This is a genomic window from Methanomethylovorans sp., from assembly GCF_050177135.1.
GTDB lineage: Archaea > Halobacteriota > Methanosarcinia > Methanosarcinales > Methanosarcinaceae > Methanomethylovorans.
On sequence record NZ_JBFXHJ010000205.1, the window covers coordinates 1 to 3,238 of the forward strand.

Genomic DNA, 3,238 nt, shown 5'->3' on the forward strand with positions numbered 1-3,238 from the left:
TTTCAAATTAGTTACAGTTGTAATATGCCCACAACAAAGACCAGTGAGATGATGAAAATGCTTAAACCACCTGAAAACAGATAACAGGATATATAACCGACAGGAGTATGAACACATGTCATCAGGACCTTATCACAATCCTTCCATAGAGACCATGGAGAGAGGAGAACTGGATGCATTGATAGATGAGCGTATTCGATACACTGTGAAATACGCCGTGGAGAATTCTCCTTTTTATAGAAAATGGTTCAAAGAGCACGGAATCTTACCTTCCGATATCCAGTCACATGAAGACCTGCTGGAACTGCCCATCATCAACGGCAGTACTATACGAGAACACCAGCCTCCTGTAACCACAGATTTCGAATTCAGGACAGGGGACTGGAAAGAAATATTCACTATCCATGAAACAAGCGGCACCAGTGGAACACCAAAAACTTTCTTTCTCACCTGGGAAGATTGGGATCGGTATGCAGAGAAATATGCCCGTTACTTTGTTGCACAGGGATTCGGACCGGGAGACAAAGTCGTGATATGTGCCTCTTATGGCATGAATGTAGGTGCAAACACAATGACACTTGCAGCACATCATATGGGAATGACCATAATCCCCACTGGGAAATGCACTTTTCCGACAAGGATCGTGACCTCATATAAACCCACTGGCATAGTGGGAAGTGTTTTCAAACTGTTAAGACTTGCTAATAATATGAAGGAACAGGGACTGGAACCTGCCGAATCAAGCATTCAGCGTCTTGTGGTAGGCGGGGAAAGCTTTGCGGAAGAAGCACGTAAGTACCTTTCCGAAGTGTGGGATTGCGATGTATACAACAATTATGGTAGTACGGAAGGTACTATGTGCGGAGAATGCACGGACCTCAGCGGCCTGCACGTATCAGAGGATATGGTACATCTGGATGTCTACGATCCGGGCATGGATAAATACGTCAAGGACGGAGAGTGTGGCAGGATCGTGCTCAGCACCTTACTTCCGGTAGGTGCTAAGTGTGGTACCCTTCTTCTTAACTATGATACAGAAGATACCACAGTGGTCATGGACCGCAAGACCTGTGCCTGTGGCAGAACGCATATGAAAATAATGAATCCGCAAAGAGAAGCTGAAACCTTCTGGGTTGCAGAAACACCTTTCAATCGTGTGGATGTGGAAAAAGGAGTTTTCCAGCGAGATAATATGGAACACTTAACAGGAGAGTATGAAGCTTTCTTATACGGTGGCGATGATGAAGGTGAAACTGTCATGAGGGTCAGCCTGGAATGCCTTGATCCCGCAACATGTAACAGATCGCTTGTTGAAGAGAATTTCCTCCGTGCCTTCTTCGGTTACAAGAAAAGGCTCGAGAACGCATACCATGACGAGAGTTTCAAGATAATATTCAACTATGTGGCCCAGGGCGGGCTGGAGCTGTATCGCATAAAAGGCCGGCCAAAGCGCCTGGTCGACCGCAGATGATCTATCTTAGGTTCGATACTGAGCTTTCTTACAGAGCAGGATACAGACTGATATATATGTGCATTCCGCCAAGCAAAACCAGAAACCATAACAATGCCACAGGTCTCATCAGTCTGTAAGGCTCTCCCAGAAAATGCACTGAACCTTTTACTGCTAGATTGATGTATATTACCAGCAGCATCACTAAAAGACCTGCTATGTGGTGTACCCACAGTTCGACCAGCAATTGGCTGCTGATCTGCATCCCTGAAAAGGCTGAAAAAGAAGGGAACATTACGAACACAATGGTGAGAAGCTGCAGAAAAAGAGCTACACCCATTAAACTGCAATGTATATTCATTTTTTTGGAGTGAGCCATATATGAAGAGAATACCAGCAATAACAAAATGAAAAACTGCAACCCGATATTTCCAATGATAGCGATAACATCCACCATAAAGATACCCCTGGACTAATTCCTTTTATCTAAAGGATCATAAGCTTTATTAGCCTTTTCAGTCCAAGCCTAGAGGTATGCTGAAAGTGCCTTTGTAGACCTTAAGCCCATTATCTGCAACTGTAAGGATCCAGGGTTCCATACTATGGGCAGTAGCCCTCATTTTCCTTACTCGCAAATAACGGTTGGCAGCATTTCCCTGAAAATGGAGTCCCAGCTCGATAATACCATCAGCAAGGAAACCTTCTGTACCAGTCACCGACTCTTCCATACTATGATCAGCTTCCGTCTCGAGTATCAGGAACATAGTAATATTTTCCCTGCGCAGGATCTCAAGGAACCTGTACAGACGTTTTCTCAGATTGATCTGCTCTATATCCAGCAAAGAATACAGGGCACCCAGAGAATCAAGAGCCACGCAGGTACATTTATCCCCAAGTTTCCTTTTGAACTCTACAATATTTTCCTGCAACAGATCGATGAGGTCATCGGAAAAATCATCATACTGGACCCTGTAATCACTGAAATCACTAATATGCAATCGCTTGGATACAGAAATACCCATGCTTTGCATGTTCTGAATATGGTTCTCCTTGCTCTGCTCAAGAGTAATGTACAGCCCATACTCATCCGTGCTGTCAAGGTATTTCGTGAGCATCTGAAAAGTAAAACCTGATTTAAGAGTACCTGCTGCACCCTTTACAAGGATCACGAAATCCTTGGGAATATCTGTCTCGAATACTTCATTGAGACCATCTATGGTATCTATGAACCTCATATTATCATCAAACCCGGAGCATTGTAACAGGGATAATTGTATTCAACATCCTTTGTAGAGCACATGTTTATATATTTATGGTAGCTGTTCGATGTCCTCACGCTCCAAAGGGAGCAATTTCATCCACCTTTTCAACAGATGATATTCTTTTTTATCAAATACATCTGGATCAAGCTGCAATATCATCCTTGATGAAGATGCCATAATGGTATCATTGGTTTGTTCCATGAGCTTTACCACAGAACGTACATCGTTAAAGAGGGATAGGAATTCAAGTCCGTCCAGAAGAATGACACCATCGTTTACCTTACTGATAAAATCGAATACTGTAGGAAATATCTTGAACAGCTCCGAGGGATCGATCACCTGCTGGCCATGGACCTTGTTCTTGGTCAGCCAGATCATAGGAGTTTTAGTAAGCTGATATATGTCCCTGATCTTTTCAGGGTTCTGACGAGTAATACATAAGCCAGGGGTACCGCTCTTTACAAGATTTGTAAATAATCGATAACCATCTGCCGAGTCATGGCAAGGTATAAGATAAATAAAACCA

Annotated in this window: 4 protein-coding genes; 1 reads left to right on the forward strand and 3 read right to left on the reverse strand. The window is 43.4% G+C overall.

What is annotated here, in order from left to right; translation table 11 throughout:
• Positions 1 to 115: 115 nt before the first annotated feature.
• Entirely contained in the window at positions 116 to 1,471 is a 1,356-nt protein-coding gene (gene ftsA / locus AB7U21_RS11485; protein ID WP_333788165.1) for a coenzyme F390 synthetase, read from the forward strand.
• 28 nt (positions 1,472 to 1,499) lie between these two features.
• On the opposite strand, the gene AB7U21_RS11490 is transcribed toward ftsA, so the two are convergent.
• The 3 genes from AB7U21_RS11490 to AB7U21_RS11500 form a co-directional block, all read right to left on the reverse strand.
• Positions 1,500 to 1,907 (reverse strand): hypothetical protein, encoded by a 408-nt coding sequence (locus tag AB7U21_RS11490; RefSeq protein WP_428389185.1) that lies wholly within the window; start codon positions 1,905 to 1,907, stop codon positions 1,500 to 1,502.
• Between the two features lie 58 nt (positions 1,908 to 1,965).
• Complete coding sequence (locus AB7U21_RS11495) at positions 1,966 to 2,685, reverse strand: RAD55 family ATPase (RefSeq protein WP_428389187.1); 720 nt, start codon at positions 2,683 to 2,685, stop codon at positions 1,966 to 1,968.
• Positions 2,686 to 2,760: 75 nt separating this feature from the next.
• The coding region (locus AB7U21_RS11500) for a DUF835 domain-containing protein (protein WP_428389189.1) at positions 2,761 to 3,238 on the reverse strand (478 nt) is incomplete at its 5' end.

Excerpts from the sequence above, each read along its gene's own strand:
- AB7U21_RS11495 (WP_428389187.1), bottom strand. The coding sequence starts at position 2,685 with ATGAGGTTCATAGATACCATAGATGGTCTCAATGAAGTATTCGAGACA.
- ftsA (WP_333788165.1), top strand. The coding sequence starts at position 116 with ATGTCATCAGGACCTTATCACAATCCTTCCATAGAGACCATGGAGAGA.
- AB7U21_RS11490 (WP_428389185.1), bottom strand. The coding sequence starts at position 1,907 with ATGGTGGATGTTATCGCTATCATTGGAAATATCGGGTTGCAGTTTTTC.